Origin of the sequence: Actinotalea fermentans, from assembly GCF_007991475.1 — a bacterium.
Lineage (GTDB): Bacteria > Actinomycetota > Actinomycetes > Actinomycetales > Cellulomonadaceae > Actinotalea > Actinotalea fermentans.
In genome coordinates this window covers 1,049,423-1,064,610 of sequence record NZ_BJYK01000001.1, presented here as the reverse complement: position 1 = coordinate 1,064,610, position 15,188 = coordinate 1,049,423, and the positions used below count along the sequence as shown (strand labels likewise).

Annotated in this window: 11 protein-coding genes; 8 read left to right on the top strand and 3 right to left on the bottom strand. The window is 75.0% G+C overall.

All coding sequences use genetic code 11. The annotated features are described in order from the left end of the window. Positions 1-120: 120 nt before the first annotated feature. The 3 genes from AFE02nite_RS04940 to AFE02nite_RS04930 are packed head-to-tail and all read right to left on the bottom strand — an operon-like array spanning position 121 to position 4,606. Positions 121-2,334 (bottom strand): transglutaminase family protein, encoded by a 2,214-nt coding sequence (locus AFE02nite_RS04940; RefSeq protein WP_034244209.1) that lies wholly within the window; start codon positions 2,332-2,334, stop codon positions 121-123. Beyond that, complete coding sequence (locus AFE02nite_RS04935) at positions 2,331-3,599, bottom strand: DUF58 domain-containing protein (protein WP_034244211.1); 1,269 nt, start codon at positions 3,597-3,599, stop codon at positions 2,331-2,333. The genes AFE02nite_RS04940 and AFE02nite_RS04935 overlap by 4 nt, the downstream gene beginning before the upstream one ends. Next, on the bottom strand, positions 3,599-4,606 hold the full coding sequence (locus AFE02nite_RS04930) for an AAA family ATPase (protein ID WP_052113486.1): 1,008 nt from the start codon (positions 4,604-4,606) through the stop codon (positions 3,599-3,601). The genes AFE02nite_RS04935 and AFE02nite_RS04930 overlap by 1 nt, the downstream gene beginning before the upstream one ends. 408 nt (positions 4,607-5,014) lie before the next feature. Here AFE02nite_RS04930 and mraZ point away from each other — a divergent pair, with 408 nt between their 5' ends. The 8 genes from mraZ to ftsW all read left to right on the top strand — a co-directional run bounded on the left by mraZ (position 5,015) and on the right by ftsW (position 15,179). Further along, positions 5,015-5,485: a division/cell wall cluster transcriptional repressor MraZ gene (gene mraZ / locus AFE02nite_RS04925; RefSeq protein ID WP_052113487.1), complete on the top strand. Its 471-nt coding sequence runs from the start codon at positions 5,015-5,017 to the stop codon at positions 5,483-5,485. 256 nt (positions 5,486-5,741) lie between these two features. Next, positions 5,742-6,749, top strand: coding sequence for a 16S rRNA (cytosine(1402)-N(4))-methyltransferase RsmH (gene rsmH, locus AFE02nite_RS04920; protein ID WP_034244213.1), 1,008 nt, complete (start codon positions 5,742-5,744; stop codon positions 6,747-6,749). Next, entirely contained in the window at positions 6,746-7,180 is a 435-nt protein-coding gene (locus AFE02nite_RS04915; protein WP_146819151.1) for a hypothetical protein, read from the top strand. Before rsmH ends, AFE02nite_RS04915 begins: the two co-directional genes overlap by 4 nt. Positions 7,181-7,314: 134 nt before the next feature. Continuing rightward, complete coding sequence (locus AFE02nite_RS04910) at positions 7,315-9,273, top strand: peptidoglycan D,D-transpeptidase FtsI family protein (protein ID WP_261765463.1); 1,959 nt, start codon at positions 7,315-7,317, stop codon at positions 9,271-9,273. A gap of 53 nt (positions 9,274-9,326) precedes the next feature. Next, on the top strand, positions 9,327-11,333 hold the full coding sequence (locus AFE02nite_RS04905) for a UDP-N-acetylmuramoyl-L-alanyl-D-glutamate--2,6-diaminopimelate ligase (RefSeq protein WP_186814461.1): 2,007 nt from the start codon (positions 9,327-9,329) through the stop codon (positions 11,331-11,333). Beyond that, positions 11,330-12,412, top strand: coding sequence for a phospho-N-acetylmuramoyl-pentapeptide-transferase (mraY, locus tag AFE02nite_RS04900; protein WP_034248374.1), 1,083 nt, complete (start codon positions 11,330-11,332; stop codon positions 12,410-12,412). Before AFE02nite_RS04905 ends, mraY begins: the two co-directional genes overlap by 4 nt. Next, positions 12,412-13,929: a UDP-N-acetylmuramoyl-L-alanine--D-glutamate ligase gene (gene murD, locus AFE02nite_RS04895; protein ID WP_146819150.1), complete on the top strand. Its 1,518-nt coding sequence runs from the start codon at positions 12,412-12,414 to the stop codon at positions 13,927-13,929. The genes mraY and murD overlap by 1 nt, the downstream gene beginning before the upstream one ends. Beyond that, on the top strand, positions 13,929-15,179 hold the full coding sequence (gene ftsW / locus AFE02nite_RS04890; RefSeq protein WP_034249820.1) for a putative lipid II flippase FtsW: 1,251 nt from the start codon (positions 13,929-13,931) through the stop codon (positions 15,177-15,179). Before murD ends, ftsW begins: the two co-directional genes overlap by 1 nt. The last annotated feature ends 9 nt before the right edge of the window (positions 15,180-15,188 follow it).

Sequence of the window (15,188 nt, the reverse complement as noted above, 5' to 3'; positions counted from 1 at the left end):
CTCGAGCGCTGACGTTTCTCTGAAGCGCTGACGATCCTCTCGAGCGCTGACGGTCTTCTCGAGCGCTGACGGTCTTCTCGAGCGCTGACGATCCTCTGAAGCGCTGACGGTCCGCGGCGCTCAGGCCTCGTCGACGGCCGCGCCGACCGCAGCGAGCGGGCGCTCGACGGCGGCGACCCACGCCGCCAGGTCCTCGGCCCCCGCGCCGGACGGTCGAGGCGAGTACCGGTCCGCCTCGACCGCGGCGACCAGGCGGTCCAGCGCGGCGTCGGCGTCGGCGAGCAGTGCCGCCTCCGGCACCGGCTCGCCCGGCGACGTCAGCGCCGGGCGCGTGCGTGCGCTGCGGACCAGGTGCGCCGCCTGCCGTGGGGTCGTCGCGTCGGTCCATCGGATGCCGTGCTCGGCCAGGTCCTCGCGGAGGCGGGCCCACCACTCCTCCGGGCCGTGGGGCACGGAACGCTTCCGGCGACGGCGGTGCCACAGCACGAGCGCGAGGCCGACCAGCAGGACCGCGACGCCGCCCGTGACCCCCGCGAAGGCTGCGACGGGCACCTCGGCGTCACCGATCCCCACGTAGCCCTCCCGCTCCGCGACCTGGCCGCCGGGGCCGGTCGTCGGCGCGGTCGTGGGCATGGCCGACGACGTCGGCACGTTGGCGGAGGCCTGCGGGTCCGGGGCGAACGGGTCGGCGTAGATCGGCGGGGCACCGGTCTGCTGCGCGGGCGTCGGCTCGAAGCGCACCCACCCGGCGTCGGCGAAGTAGAGCTCGGGCCAGGCGTGGGCCTGCCGGGCGGAGACGACGTAGGTGTCGCGGCGGTCCTCGTCGGGCGAGCCGGGCAGGAAGCCGATGGCCATGCGCGCGGGGATCCCCACCATGCGGGCCATCAGCGTCATCGCGGTGGCGAACTGCACGCAGTAGCCGCGCCCGGAGGTGAGGAAGTCCCAGACGGCGTCGTCGGTCTGGGGCGCGGCGAGCTCGGTGTCGTAGGCGAAGTTCTGGCTGCTGCGCAGGTACGACTGGAGGGCGATCGCCTGGTCGTAGGTCGTGCCCGCACCGGCGACGATCTCCTGGGCGAGCGCGCTGATGTCGGCCGAGTGCTGCGTGGCGGGGACGTCGAGGTAGAGCGCCGCACCCTCGGGCGGCGCGCCGGCGGCGTCGGCCTGCAGGGTGTCGGCGGAGAGCTCACGCGGGCTGATGGTGAGCTCGTAGTCCAGGCCGCGCACCGAGGTGTCGGATCCGATGATCTCGTCGCGCGTGGCGTCGTACAGCCACACCCCGTCGGCGGTCACTGCGCGCGGCTCGGCGGGCACGGGCAGCCGGTCCCCCTCGAGCGCGAGGACCCGCACGTCGACGATCAGCGGCTCCTCGGACGTCTCCGCCTGGTCCGGCCACAGGAGGCCGTTCGCGGGGACCAGCCCGGTCGAGCGCGCCCCGCGCTGCCACTCCTCGCCGTCGAACGTGGCCAGCGTGTACGTGCGCAGGGCGCCGATGGAGCGCGCGCTCCCGGTGTACTCCAGGAGCGGACGGTTCGAGCGACCGTCGAGGTTCGCCCGCATGTCGAGGTCGGTGGACAGGCGCAGCGGGCTGTCGGTGTTCTGCTCGCCCCACGACGAGGGCAGCTCCATGCTGCCCGCGAACGGCAGCGCCGACGCCATGGAGCCGAGGGCCAGGGCGCCGACCGTGACGGCGGCGGCCGCGGTGAGCGCCGTCGTCGCCTCCCGTCGCCAGGTCAGGTCGTTGCGACGGGGACGACGCCGGGTGAGGGCGAGCAGGAGCACGTAGGTGGTGCCGCCGACGAGCAGCAGCGGGATCCCGACGTCCCGCTCGTAGCTGACCGCCGGGGACCACAGCGCCAGGAGCGGCAGGCCGGCCAGGCCGCCCCGGCCCAGGCCCACGGCGACGAGCTCGGCGCCGAGGTACGTCGCGAGGACGCCGACGACGAGGAGCATCTCCAGGCCACGCGTCGGCTGGACCGGGATGCGGCCCTCGACGATGGTCTGCTCGCCCTGGGCGATGAGCAGCCGCAGCCGCTCCAGCGTCTCCGCCGTCGGGCGGGGGATCGAGAAGGTGCTGGTGAGGCCCCCGTACTGGCCCGCGACGCCGAGCACCGACGCCAGGATGCCCCACGCGGTGGGCGCGAGCGGGGAGCGCAGGACCACCCGCAGCAGGACCAGGAGCAACGCCAGCAGGAGCAGGCCCATCACGCCCGTGCCCACCCAGGGCCCGGACTGCACGACGGTCGTCATCGACCGGAAGGCCGCCAGCACGGCCACCACGAGGACGGCGGTGCACAGCCACAGCCGCGCGCCGCTGATCCGGCTCGTCTGGCTCATCGCATCGCCTCCGCCCGGTCGCTCGCCCCGAGCAGGCGCTCCCAGGCCGCCGCGAGGTCCTCGCCCGGCTGGACGCCGACGGCCCGCCACCCGGCGCGCCGCAGGGCCTCGAGCGTGTAGGTCTCGTCGTCCCCGGCCGGCTGGCCGACGCGGCCCAGGCGCACCATCGCCCAGCCCTGGTGCGCATCGCCGATGCGGGCGAGCGAGGCGAGGGCGTCCGGGTCCAGACCCCCGACGACGGCCACGATGAGCTCCGCGCCGCCGCCCTGCTGGCTGAGGGTGTCGACGGCGGTGCGCAGCCAGGCGTCGCGCGTCATGCGGTTCGGCGGCAGGACGAGGTCGACCGTCTGGTCCAGCAGGGCGTCGGCCGCCGTGCCGTCGACGTCGGGACGGTGGTGCTCGGCCAGCGCGTCGACGACGCCGCCGCCGAGGAGCCGCACGCGGTGGCCCGACCGCATGAGGGCGAGGGCGATCGACGCCGCGGCGGAGATCGACCACTCGGCCGTCGCGTCGTCGTCGGGCAGGTCCAGGAGGACGCTGACCGGCCGTCGCGCGGCGCGCTCGTCCTGGCGCACCATGAGCTCTGCGCGGCGGGCGCTCGTCCGCCAGTGCACGCGCCGCAGGTCGTCGCCCGCGCGGTAGTCCCGCAGGGACGCGTCGTCGGCGGCCGGCATCCGCGTGCCGACGGCCGCGCGGTCGACGTCCGTCGACGACGACCGCGTGTCCATGTCGAGGTGGACGACGCGCGGCCGGACCGCGACCTTCATGGGCGGGCCGAGCGGGCCCGACCACCGGGCGACGCCGAACAGGTCCTGGCGCTGGACCTGCAGCGGGCCGACGGTCCAGCGCCCGCGGTGCGACGGGTGGATCGCGTAGGTGAGCTGCAGGCGACCGCGGGACCGGTGCACCCGGGCGCGCAGCCCGCCCCCACCGGACAGCTCGCGGGCGGCCTGCTCGGCGATCTCGAGGCGGTCGAGGCGGTGCACGCCCCCGGCGCTCGTGAGGTCCACCTCGACGACTGCCTCGTCGTCCACGGTCACGGGGTGCGGCACGACCCGCCGCACCAGCGTCAGCCCGCCGCGGTTCGCCGTGCGGGCGGCGGTGCCGAGCACGACGAGTCCGTACGCGAGGACGCCCACGAGCAGGAGGCCCGCCTGGGCGAGCACCTGGACGCCGAGCAGGATCCCCGCGGCGGCGACGCCGACGCCGACGGCGCCGAGGGCGAAGCCGCGAGCGGTGACCTGGACCCGTCGGACGTCGTCCATCAGCCGGCGGTCGCCCGGCGGTCCGGTGCGGACGCCCGGCCGGAGATCGGCAGGCGCGTGCGCGCGACGATGGCGGTGATCGACTCGGTGACCGTGTGGCCGGCGAGACGGGCGTCGGTGCTCGGCAGCAGCCGGTGGGCGAGCACCGGGACGGCAAGGTCCTGGATGTCGTCGGGCAGGACGTGGTCGCGGCCGGACATGGCCGCGAGCGCCTTCGCGCACCGCAGCAGCTGGATCGCGGCCCGGGGGGAGGCGCCGAGCCGCAGCATGGGGTCGGTGCGCGTGGCCTCGGCGAGGTCGACGACGTACTGCTTGATGCCCTGGGCGGCGTAGAGCCGCCGCGCGGTGCCGACCATCGCGGTGATCATCTCGACGTCGGCGACGGGGCGGACGGCGGCGAGCGGGTCCGCCGTCTCCTGCCGCTCGAGCATCTCCACCTCGGCGTTGCGCGCCGGGTACCCGACCGACAGTCGCGCCATGAACCGGTCGCGCTGGGCCTCCGGCAGCGCGTAGGTCCCCTCCATCTCGATCGGGTTCTGCGTCGCGACCACGAGGAACGGCCGGGGGAGCTGGTACGTGGTCCCGTCGATCGTCGTCTGGGCCTCCTGCATGCACTCCAGGAGGGCCGACTGCGTCTTGGGCGAGGCGCGGTTGATCTCGTCGGCGATGACGATGTTCGCGAAGACCGGGCCCGGCCGGAACTCGAACTCGTGCTGCGCCTGCCGGTAGATGCTGACGCCGGTCAGGTCGCTGGGCAGCAGGTCCGGCGTGAACTGGATGCGCCCGACCGAGCAGTCGATCGCCTTGGCGAGGGACTTGGCCAGCGTGGTCTTCCCGACGCCCGGCACGTCCTCCAGCAGCAGGTGGCCCTCGGCGAGGAACACGGCGACGGTCAGCCGGACTAGGTCCGGCCGCCCGGAGATCACCGACTCCATGGCCCCGCGTACCCGGTCGGCCGTCTCGGCGAAGGTGTCGAGCTCCGCGGGACTGGGCAGTGCATGGACCATCGGGGGATCCCTTCGACGTGAGTGGCTAGAGCCTAATCACGAGGTCACCCCGGGCGCGGGCGGTCGGGGTGGCGGGTCGCCCCGGGTGTGCCGCGGGGCCCCTCCACATTCCTCCACCGGCCCGGGCCGCGACGTGTGCCGACGGCGGCGTGCGCGCCAGGACGGGCGTGCGTCGTGCTCGAGCGGTGTCGGCGCCCGGCGGACGACGCGACGGGACGCCGCGTGGCACGCCGGGTGCCGCCATCGCCCTCCACTTCGCACCACGCCGCTGACCAGGGCTGACGTGTCGCTTCACCCGCTCAGACCGGCCGTTTCCTCTTGAAGGTGGAGGGAAGTGGAGTACTGTGGAGCCACTTGGGGGAGGGTGGGTCTCCCGTGCCGCAGGCGAGGACGGAAGGAGGCGGACGGATGGCCGACGAGTCGACCGGCGCCTTCGCCTCCTACGCGCCCTTCCTGGGCACCTACACCCCGCGGCTGGACGACAAGGGGCGGCTGATCCTGCCCGCCAAGTTCCGGGCCCAGCTCGCCTCCGGCCTCGTGGTCACGCGGGGACAGGAGCGCTGCCTGTTCGTCTTCCCGATGAGCGAGTTCCAGCGCATGCACGAGCAGATCCGTCAGGCCCCGGTGACGAGCAAGCAGGCGCGGGACTACCTGCGCGTCTTCCTGTCCGGCGCGCACGACGAGATCCCCGACAAGCAGGGGCGGCTCGCCATCCCGTCCGCGCTGCGCGCGTACGCCGGCCTCGACCGCGACGTCGCCGTGATCGGCGCGGGCACGCGGGTCGAGATCTGGGACGCGGCGGCCTGGGAGGCCTACCTGGCCGAGCAGGTCGAGAGCTACTCGGACACGGCGGAGGAGGTGTTCCCGGGTGCCTTCTAGGTGACGGGCTGCCGGTCGGCGCGGGCGACGCCCGCACGACGAGGTCTCTCCCCGCCCGCTGCGACGCACTTCCCCGGCGCCGGAGCGAGCTGCGGAGGGAGACCTGGTCGGGCGGTTGGAGGGCCCCCGGCCAGCACTGTGACCAGAAGAGCCAGCACGGACAGTCGACCCGCGAAGCGCCCACCGGCGCCAGCTCCCGAGCACGACGCCGGCCCGCCCGGCGCCCGCAGACCCCGAGGACCCGACAGGAGGCGAGATGGCCGAGACGCCCGCCGCGCAGCCCGCGCGGCACGTGCCCGTCCTTCTCGAGCGCTGCGTCGAGCTCCTCGCCCCGGCCGTGGCGACGCCCGACGCGGTGCTCGTCGACATGACGCTGGGCCTCGGCGGCCACGCCGAGGCGTTCCTGCAGCGGTTCCCCGGCCTCCGTGTCGTCGGTCTCGACCGCGACGCCCAGGCGCTCGCGCTCGCCGGCGCCCGCCTGGCGCCGTTCGGCGACCGGTTCACGGCCGTCCAGGCGGTGTACGACGACGTGCTCGCCGTGGTCGAGCGCGTCGTCGGTCGTCCCGTGCAGGGCGTGCTCGCCGACCTCGGCGTCTCGTCCATGCAGCTCGACGAGGCCGACCGGGGCTTCTCCTACGCGCAGGACGCGCCGCTGGACATGCGCATGGACGCCGGCTCGCCGCTCACCGCCGCCGAGGTGCTCAACACCTACCCGGAGCGGGAGCTCGTGCGGATCCTGCGCACGTACGGCGAGGAGCGGTTCGCCCCGCGCATCGCTCGCGCGGTCGTCGCCGCCCGCGCGTCGGCGCCGCTCGCGCGCACCGGCGAGCTCGTCTCCATCGTGCGGTCGGCCATCCCCGCCGCGGCGCGCACGAGCGGCGGCAACCCCGCCAAGCGCACGTTCCAGGCCGTCCGGATCGAGGTCAACGACGAGCTCGGCGTGCTCGAGCGCGCGCTCCCTGCCGCGCTGGAGTCCGTCGACGTGGCCGGGCGCGTCGTCGTGCTCGCCTACCACTCGCTCGAGGACCGGCTGGTCAAGCAGGCGTTCGCGCGTGGCGCCACGTCCAGCGCTCCGCGGGGCCTGCCCGTCGAGCCGGAGACGCACCGCGCGTACCTGCGCCTGCTCACGCGGGGCGCGGAGCTCGCCGGCGACGACGAGCGCGCGACGAACCCCCGCTCGTCGTCCGTCCGGCTGCGCGCCGTCGAGCGCCTGCGCCCGACGCCGGACCACCTGCGGACCGTCACGGCGGGGTGGGCCGCATGAGCGCCCTGCACGCCACCACGGCCACGGCACGCGCCGGCGCCGCACCCCGGACAACGCCCCGCCGCGCCCCGGCGCCGGCACCGGCCCCGCGGCCGCGCCTGCGCGTGGTCGGCGCGCCGACCCAGGCGCGCACCCGGGTGCCGTTCGTGGTCACCTGCATCGCGGCCCTCACGTCGGCCCTGCTCGGCGCGCTCCTGCTGAACACGTCGATGGCGCAGATGGAGTACCAGCGCTACGACCTGGCGACCCGCCTCTCGCAGTCGGCCCAGGCGCAGCAGGAGATGCGCGGACGGCTCGAGCAGATGTCCTCCCCGGAGGCGCTCGCGGGTGCGGCCCGCGCGCTGGGCATGGTCCCGACGACGTCGGGCGGCTACCTGCGCCTGTCCGACGGCGTGGTGCTGGGCAACCCCGTGCCGGCGGGTCAGGGCTGATGCGGCGAGCGGACGGCCCGGGCCCCGGTGAGCGCGGGGCGCCCGGTGCCGCGGGCGCACCCGAGCGGGTGAGGAGCGCGCCTCGGCGGCGTGGCAGCGCCCAGGGCCGCGGACCCGTGGCGCACGATGCCCGTGTGCCCGGTCCCGTGTCCCCGCGCGGCGCCGGCGCGCGCGCCGGGGGCCACGGCGCGGCGACCGGGCGGCGGACCGCACCGGGCGCGGAGCCGCGGACCGCGCGGGTCCCCGCGCAGCGGTCCGCTCCCGGCTCGGCGCGCCCGGCACCCGGGCGGGCGGCCGGGCGTGACGTGCCCGGGCGTCCGGTCCCCGCGCGGCCGGCCCGCCCGCCGCGCGTGACGGCGCGCACCCGCGCGCCACTGCGGGTGCGGCGGCAGAAGATCCTCCTCGCCCTCTCGCTCGTCCTGCTCCTCGTGTGCGCGGGCCGTCTGGTGTACGTCCAGGCCATCGCCGCCCCGGCGTTCGCCGCCGAGGCGCTGCGGGGGCGCACGGTGACCCAGGTGGTGCCGGCGGAGCGCGGCGAGATCCTCGACCGGTCCGGGGTGGTCCTGGCGACGTCGGTCGAGCGGTGGAACATCGTCGTCGACCAGAAGCAGCTCGCCGACTGGAAGAAGGACGGCGACAGCGCGGCCCACGCCGCGGAGCTGCTCGCACCGTTGATGGGGACCTCGGCCGCGGAGCTCGGCCCCAAGCTCCTCGGCGACTCGACGTTCACCTACCTCGTCAAGGGCGTGCCGCCCGAGGTGTACGAGCAGATCATGAAGCTGCGGATCATGGGCGTGTGGGGGGAGCGGGTCTCCCAGCGGCTCTACCCGGCCGGCACGACCGCCGGCACCATCCTCGGGTTCGTCGGCACCGACGGGTACGGCCTGGCCGGCCTGGAGCAGGTGTACGAGGAGACGCTCGCGGGCCAGGACGGCTCCGACACCTACGAACGGGGCGAGGGCGGCCAGCGCATCCCGACGGGCGAGGAGCAGTACGTCGCCCCGCAGCCGGGCCGGGACGTGCAGCTCACCATCGACCGCGACCTGCAGTACACCGCGCAGGCGGCGATCGACGCCCAGGTCGCGGCGACGGGTGCGCCCTGGGGCGCGGTGCAGGTGGTGGACACGCGCACGGGGGAGATCCTCGCGCTCGCCGACTCGGGCAGCATCGACCCGAACAACCCCGGCGGCAACGCGCAGCCGAGCCGCGCCGCGTCGTACACGTACGAGCCGGGCTCGACGGCCAAGGCGATCTCGATGGCCGCGATCCTGGAGACGGGCGTGGCGACGCCCACCAGCCAGTTCGTGGTGCCCTACCAGTACGCGACGCCGAACGGCGAGGTGTTCAAGGACTCCCACGCGCACGGCGACCTGCCGCTGACGCTCACGGGCATCCTCGCGGAGTCGTCGAACACGGGCACCGTGATGGTCGGGCAGAACGTGCCCCCCCAGGTGCGGCTCGACTACCTGCACAAGTTCGGGTTCGGCCAGCGCACCGGCGTCGGCCTGCCGGGCGAGTCGCCGGGACTGATCGTCGACGACGTCTCCGGCTGGGACCACGACGGGCGCTCGCCGTACGCCGTGCTGTTCGGCCAGGCGGTGGGTGCGACGACGCTGCAGAACACCCAGGTCTTCGCCACGCTGGCCAACCACGGGCTGCGCGTGCAGCCGCACATCGTCGCGGCCGTCGAGGACGACGACGGCGTGCTGCAGCCGGTCGAGCTCGCCGACCCGGTCCAGGTCGTCTCCGCCGAGACCGCCGACACCGTGGTGCGCATGCTCGAGAGCGCCGTCACCGAGGGCACCGGTGGCAACGCCGAGGTCCCCGGGTACCGGATCGCGGGCAAGACGGGCACGGCGCAGGCGTTCGAGGGCGGCGGGGTCGTGAAGACCGTGGCGTCCTTCATCGGCATCGCGCCCGCGGACGACCCGCGCATCGTGGTCAACGTCGTCCTCTACGACCCGAAGACGTCGATCTACGGCGGCACGGTGGCAGCGCCGGTCTTCAGCCAGGTCACGGCGCAGGCGCTGCAGCACCTGGGGATCCCGCCGTCGGGGACCGTGCCCGAGCTCTTCCCCACCACGTACCCGTGACCGCCGGAGGGCTCGGCGCGGCAAGGGCCGGTGCGGACGGTACATTCGGGGCCGTGACGTCCCCCCAGGGCCGTATGCGCCCGGCGAGCCGCCCCCGGCGTCACCTGTCCCACCTCGTCGAGGCCTTCGGGCTGGCCGGCGAGGCCGGGGAGGTGACCGTGACCGGGGTCGCCGTGGGCTCCGCCGACGTGCAGCCGGGCGACCTGTTCGTCGCGCTGCCCGGGCTGCGCGCGCACGGCGCCGACTACGCGGCCGACGCCGTGGCGGCGGGTGCGGTGGCCGTGCTGACCGACGACGGGGGCGCCGGGCGCCTGGCCGGTCTGGGCGTGCCGGTCCTGACGACGCCCGCGCCCCGCTCGCTCCTCGGTCCCGTCTCCGCGTGGTTCTACGGCGAGCCCGGCCGCGACCTGACGCTCGTGGGGATCACCGGCACCAACGGCAAGACCACGACGTGCTACTTCGTCGCGGCGGCTCTCGAGCGGCGGCACCCGCTCACGGGCGTGGTGGGCACCGTCGAGCTGCGCGTGGGCGAGGAGTCCATCGAGTCGCCGCGCACGACCGTGGAGGCGCCCGTGCTGCACGGGCTCTTCGCCCTCATGCGCGAGCGCGGGGCGACGGCGTGCGCGATGGAGGTCTCGTCCCACGCCCTGGCGCTCGAGCGCGTGGGCGGCGTCCAGTTCGACGTCGCCGCCTTCACGAACCTCCAGCGCGACCACCTGGACTTCCACGGCGACATGGAGGGCTACTTCCGCGACAAGGCGCGCCTCTTCGCGCCCGAGCGGGCTCGCCGCGCCGTCGTCTGCGTCGACGACGAGTGGGGCGTGCGGTTGGCCTCCGAGGTCGAGATCCCGGTCGACACCGTCGCGACGCGCGAGGGCGCGGCCGGCTGGGCGGGCGCCGACTGGCGCGTGACCGCGGCGACGATCGGGCTCGACGGCGTCGGGTCGACGTTCACGCTCGAGGGCCCCGGCGGCGTCCGCGTCGAGGCGGCCAGCCCGTTGCCGGGCCTGGTCAACGTCTCGAACGCCGCCGTCGCCGTCGTCGTGGCGCACCGCGCGGGCATCCCGCTGGACGAGGCCGTGGCGGGGGTCGCCGGCGCGCACGCGATCCCCGGCCGCATGGAGCGGGTCATCGAGCGCGGGCCGGGTCAGGCCCTCTGCCTGGTCGACTACGCGCACACGCCCGACGCGCTCACCCTGGCGCTCGAGGCCGTCCGCCCGATCACACCGGGCCGCCTCGTCCTGGTGTTCGGCTCCGACGGCGACCGCGACCAGGGCAAGCGGCCCATCATGGGCGAGATCGCCGCGCGGCTCGCGGACGTCCTCGTCGTGACCGACGAGAACCCGCGGTCGGAGGAGCCGGCCGCGATCCGCGCGTCGATCCTGGACGGGGTGCGCGCGGTCCGGCCCGACCTGCGCGACGTCGTCGAGCTGTCGCCCCGGTCCGAGGCGCTGCGCGTCGGCATGGAGCTGGCGGTCGAGGGCGACACCGTGATCGTCACGGGCAAGGGCCACGAGCCCACGCAGGAGATCGCCGGCGTCTTCCACCGCTACAACGACCGCGACGCCTACCTCACGGCCCTCGCGCAGTCGTGGCAGGTCACGGTCCGGCCCGACGGCGTCACGGTGGTCGACGCGGCACACGCGGCGACGCCGGACTCGACGCGGGCGGCGCTGCGGCGCCTGCGGCGTGAGCGCGACGAGCGCGGGGGCACCCGGGCGGTCGCGGTGCTCGCCGCGCCCGACGACCTCGGGCCCGTGCCGGTGACCGAGCTGGACGCCCTCGGCCGGGCGGCGGTCCGGCTCGGCGTCGACAAGCTGCTGGTGGTGGGGGAGGACGCCCGCGCCGTGCACGTCGGTGCCGTGCAGGAGGGTTCCTTCGACGGCGAGTCCGAGCTCGTGCCCGACCGTGCCGCCGCGCAGGACTGGCTCGCGCGGCACCTGCGGCCCGGCGACGTCGTGCTCGTCAAGGGCGGCCGGAGCGCCGGGCTCGCAGAGCTGGCCGGGAAGCTGGCCGGGAAGCTGGCCGGCGAGCTGGCCGGTGAGGGAGGGGCCGCATGATCGCCGTCCTGCTGTCCGGCGGGTTCGCGCTGGTGATCGCGCTGCTGGCGACGCCGCTGTTCATCCGGCTGCTCGTGCGCAAGCAGTACGGCCAGTTCATCCGGCAGGACGGCCCCACGGCCCACTTCACCAAGCGCGGCACGCCGACCATGGGCGGCGTCGTCATCATCGCGGCGACGCTCATCGGCTGGGCCGGCTCGAGCCTGGTCACCGGGCACGTGCCGAGCGCGTCGGCGGTCCTGCTGCTCTTCCTCATGACCGGCCTCGGCTTCGTCGGCTTCCTCGACGACTACATCAAGATCTCGCGCCAGCGCAGCCTCGGGCTCAAGGCCCGCTGGAAGATCGTCGGCCAGGGCCTGGTGGGCGTGACCTTCGCGGTCCTGGCGCTGCAGTTCCCGAGCGGTCAGTTCCGTACGCCGGCGTCGACCCACATCTCGTTCATCCGGGACCTCGACCTGGACCTGGCGTTCGGCGGGGCGGCGCTCGGGCTGGTGCTCTTCGTCATCTGGGCCAACTTCCTCATCACCGCGTGGTCGAACGCGGTGAACCTGACCGACGGCCTCGACGGCCTCGCGACCGGTGCGTCCCTGATCGTCTTCGGCGCCTACGTCGTCGTCGGCGTGTGGCAGTTCAACCAGCGCTGCACGTCGGTCCTGACGGCGGGCCCCACCTGCTACGAGGTACGTGACCCGCTGGACCTCGCGATGGTCGCCGCCGCGATCACCGGTGCGTGCTTCGGGTTCCTGTGGTGGAACGCGAGCCCGGCGAAGATCTTCATGGGTGACACGGGCGCGCTCGCGCTCGGCGGCGCGCTCGCCGGGATGTCGATCCTCACCCGCACGGAGATCCTCGCCGCCATCATCGGCGGTCTCTTCGTGCTCGTGGTCCTCTCCGACGTCATCCAGATCGGCTTCTTCAAGATGACGGGCCGGCGCGTGTTCAAGATGGCGCCGCTGCACCACCACTTCGAGCTGTCGGGCTGGGGCGAGGTGACGATCGTCATCCGCTTCTGGATCATCGCGGGCCTGTTCGTCGCGGGCGGCGTCGGCCTGTTCTACGCGGAGTGGGTGACCGGCTGATGGCGGGGCGGCAGGACGACGGCGGAGCCGTGCCCATCAGCGGAGCCGCGAACGACGGCGGAGCCGACCCGACGGGGACGGACCTCGCGGGGCGTCGGGTGCTCGTCGCCGGGCTCGGGGTGACCGGTCGCGCGGTCGTCGGCGTGCTCGCCGCGCGCGGCGCCGTCGTCACGACTCTCGACGAGCGCGCGGCCGACGCCGACGTCGCCGACCCGGGCTCGGTGGACCTCGGCGGGATCGACCTCGTGATCGCCTCCCCGGGGTGGCCACCTGCGCACCCGCTGCTCGCCGGGGCCGCGGAGCGCGGCGTCCCGGTGTGGAGCGAGGTCGAGCTGGCGTGGCGGCTGCGCGTGGACCGCGCGTCGGCCCCCGGCCCGGCCCCCTGGCTCGTGGTCACGGGCACCAACGGCAAGACGACGACCGTCGGGATGCTCGCCTCGATCCTGGCCGCCGCCGGGCACGCGGCGCCCGCGGTGGGGAACGTGGGCACCCCGGTCGTGACGGCGGCGACCGACCCCGGCGTCGACGTGCTCGCCGTCGAGCTCTCGAGCTTCCAGCTGCACTTCACGACGTCGATGTCCGCGCACGCGGCGGCCGTCCTCAACATCGCGCCCGACCACCTGGACTGGCACGGCGGCATGGACGCCTACGTCGCCGACAAGGCGCGCATCTACGAGCGGGCGGTGCTCGCGTGCGTCTACGACGCCGCTGACCCGCGCCTCGAGCGCCTCGTGGCGGAGGCGGACGTCGTCGAGGGCGCCCGCGCCGTCGCCTTCACGCGCGGCGCGCCGGCTCCGGGCCAGCTCGGCGTCGTCGACGGGATCCTCGTCGACCGCGCCTTCCACGCGCCGCTGGACCATCCCGACCGCACGGGGCACGCGGCCGAGCTGGCCACCCTCGACGACCTCGCGCACCTCGCCGGCCCGACCGGCGTCGTCGCGCCGCACGTCGTCGCGAACGCCCTGGCCGCCGCCGCGCTCGCGCGTGCCTGGGGGGTGCCGGCGCAGGCCGTCCGGGACGGCCTGCGTGCCTTCCCCGCCGGCGAGCACCGCTCGGTCGTCGTCGCGGAGGTCGACGGCGTGGCGTACGTCGACGACTCGAAGGCGACCAACGCGCACGCCGCCGCCGCGTCGCTGGCCGCCTACCCGCCCGGCACTGTGGTCTGGCTGGCCGGCGGGCTCGCCAAGGGCGCCGAGTTCGACGAGCTCGTCGCCGCGCGGGGTGAGCGGCTCGCCGCGGCCGTGCTCATCGGCGTCGACGCCTCGCCGTGGGAGAGGGCGCTCGCCCGACACGCGCCGGGAATCCCCGTGGTCCGGGTGGATCCGACCGAGACTGGGACGGTGATGACCCGCGCCGTCGACACCGCCCGCCGGCTCGCCCGGCCCGGCGACACGGTGCTGCTCGCTCCCGCGAGCGCGTCGATGGACCAGTTCGTCAGCTACGCCGACCGCGGAGAGCGGTTCGCGCAGGCTGTACGGGCGCTCGACGAGGGCGAGCCGAGCGGCCCCGCGACCTGATGGCGGCCCCGGTCGTCCTCGAGGCGGAGGCGCACGAGCGCCGCTCCGCCCTCGGGCAGTGGAACAGCGCGGTGACGAGCTACTACCTCATCGCGGGGGCGGTCGCGCTGCTCGTCGCCCTCGGGCTGGTCATGGTGCTGTCGAGCTCGAGCATCTCCTCGCTGAGCGACACCGACGGCGCCTCGCCGTACTCGATCTTCCTCAACCAGGCGCGGTTCGCGCTCATCGGGCTGCCGCTGGCCTGGGTCGCCAGCCGCCTGCCGGTCGCGTTCTACAAGAAGTTCGCGTGGCCGGCCGTCCTCGCCGCCAGCGGCCTGCAGGTGCTCGTCCTGCTCATCGGCATCGAGGTCAACGGCAACCGCAACTGGCTCGCCGTCCCGGGCGGCCAGGTGCAGCCGTCGGAGTTCGCCAAGCTCGCGCTCGCGGTCTGGCTGGGCGTGGTCCTCGCGCGCAAGCAGGCGCTGCTGCACCAGTGGTCGCACGTCCTGGTCCCGGGGGTCGTCGTCGCCGCGGGCGTGGTCGGCCTGGTCCTGCTCGGGCACGACCTCGGGACCGGCCTGATCATCCTCGTCCTCGTGGCCGGCGCCCTCTTCGTCGCCGGGGTGCCCCTGCGGTTCTTCGCGGTGGCCTTCGTCGTGGTGGGCCTCGTCGTGTGGCAGATGACGCTCATCGGGGAGACCCGCGTGAAGCGCATCGCGGCGTTCTTCAGCGCGGACTGCGACACCCAGGGCGCCTGCTACCAGACCCTGCGGGGCCGCTACGGCCTCGCCACCGGAGGCCTCACGGGCATCGGGCTGGGCGAGAGCCGGGAGAAGTGGTCCTACCTGCCCATGGCGCACAACGACTTCATCCTGGCGATCATCGGCGAGGAGCTCGGGCTGCTGGGCACGCTGCTGGTGCTCGCCCTGTTCGGTGTGCTCGCCGTCGCCGTCACCCGCGTGGTGCGGCGCCACCACGACCCGTTCGTGCAGATCGCGGCGGCGGGCATCGGCTCGTGGGTGCTGGGCCAGGCGATCATCAACATCGCCGTCGTCATCGGCCTGATGCCCGTGGTCGGCGTCCCGCTGCCGCTGGTCTCGGCCGGTGGCTCCGCGCTCGTGACCACGATGGTCGCGATGGGCGTGCTGCTGTCGTTCGCACGCTCGGAACCCGGGGCCGCCGAGGCGCTGGCGGCCCGGCCGAACGTCGTCCGCCGCTCGCTGGCCGTCGTCGGCCTGGCGACCCGCCCCCGGCAGGCGCGCCGTGGCTGACGTCGTGGG

What these genes read in the sequence shown, in the direction of transcription:
- rsmH (WP_034244213.1), top strand. Translation starts at nt 5,742, where the DNA reads ATGGCCGAGACGCCCGCCGCGCAGCCCGCGCGGCACGTGCCCGTCCTT.
- mraY (WP_034248374.1), top strand. Translation starts at nt 11,330, where the DNA reads ATGATCGCCGTCCTGCTGTCCGGCGGGTTCGCGCTGGTGATCGCGCTG.
- mraZ (WP_052113487.1), top strand. Translation starts at nt 5,015, where the DNA reads ATGGCCGACGAGTCGACCGGCGCCTTCGCCTCCTACGCGCCCTTCCTG.
- murD (WP_146819150.1), top strand. Translation starts at nt 12,412, where the DNA reads ATGGCGGGGCGGCAGGACGACGGCGGAGCCGTGCCCATCAGCGGAGCC.
- AFE02nite_RS04935 (WP_034244211.1), bottom strand. Translation starts at nt 3,599, where the DNA reads ATGGACGACGTCCGACGGGTCCAGGTCACCGCTCGCGGCTTCGCCCTC.
- AFE02nite_RS04930 (WP_052113486.1), bottom strand. Translation starts at nt 4,606, where the DNA reads ATGGTCCATGCACTGCCCAGTCCCGCGGAGCTCGACACCTTCGCCGAG.
- AFE02nite_RS04940 (WP_034244209.1), bottom strand. Translation starts at nt 2,334, where the DNA reads ATGAGCCAGACGAGCCGGATCAGCGGCGCGCGGCTGTGGCTGTGCACC.
- ftsW (WP_034249820.1), top strand. Translation starts at nt 13,929, where the DNA reads ATGGCGGCCCCGGTCGTCCTCGAGGCGGAGGCGCACGAGCGCCGCTCC.
- AFE02nite_RS04915 (WP_146819151.1), top strand. Translation starts at nt 6,746, where the DNA reads ATGAGCGCCCTGCACGCCACCACGGCCACGGCACGCGCCGGCGCCGCA.